This is a genomic window from Variovorax sp. GW531-E2 (genome assembly GCF_059423125.1).
Window position 1 is genome coordinate 1 of record NZ_JBWKXQ010000139.1, and the last position, 977, is coordinate 977.

A 977-nucleotide genomic window follows, 5' to 3' on the forward strand; every position below is an offset into this window, starting at 1 on the left:
TACCCCGGGGGGGGTGGGGTCGGGTGGCGGTCGGTGATTATGGGCAAGGCTCTCTCTTTGCAACAGTCGTGCCCTGTTCGCCAAATGCCGTACCTGATGGCATGAAAGCTGCACCGAAACGGTGTGAACACAGTCGACGCCCCCCTCCAGCCCGACGACGCCCCGCAGCGCATCGTCAAGGTGCGGCGCGACTACAACAGCTGGGTCGCGAGCGAAACGCTGGAGGACTACGCGCTGCGCTACACGCCGCAGCGCTTTCGCAAATGGTCCGAATGGCGGGTGGCCAACACGGCCTTCGGGGCGGCCTCGTTCCTGGTGCTGGAGGCGGTCGGCGCCACGCTGCTGGTGCAGTACGGATTCGCCAACGCCTTCTGGGCGATCCTCGTCACGGGGCTCATCATCTTCCTGGCGGGGCTGCCGATCAGCGTGTACGCGGCGCGCTACGGCCTGGACATGGACCTGCTCACGCGCGGCGCCGGCTTCGGCTACATCGGCTCCACGCTCACCTCGCTGATCTACGCGAGCTTCACCTTCATCTTCTTCGCGCTCGAGGCGGCCGTGATGGCCTACGCGCTCGAGCTGGCGCTGGGCATTCCGCCGGTGTGGGGCTACCTGGTGTGCGCGCTGGTGGTGATTCCGCTGGTCACGCACGGGGTGTCGGTGATCAGCCGGCTGCAGCTGTGGACGCAGCCGCTGTGGCTGCTGATGCTGGTGGTGCCCTTTGCCTTCGTGCTGGTGCGCGATCCTGGTGCGTTCGCGGGCATCACGCACTACGGCGGGGCGAAGTCGGGCGCACAAGGATTCAACCTGCACCTGTTCGGTGCTGCGCTGACGGTCGGCATCGCGCTCATCACGCAGATGGGCGAGCAGGCCGACTACCTGCGCTTCATGCCGGCGCGCACCGCGGGCACGGCGCGCCGCTGGTGGGCCGGCGTGCTGGCGGGCGGGCCGGGTATGGACCACCGGGCCGCAGTAGC

The 977-nt window shown here is 68.1% G+C and carries 1 protein-coding gene; it reads left to right on the forward strand.

Features of this window, described 5'->3' with window-relative positions; genetic code table 11:
• Positions 1-108: 108 nt before the first annotated feature.
• Positions 109-977 (forward strand): purine-cytosine permease family protein (locus tag AC07XP_RS32295; protein WP_495266964.1); only part of this gene is annotated, 869 nt, incomplete at its 3' end.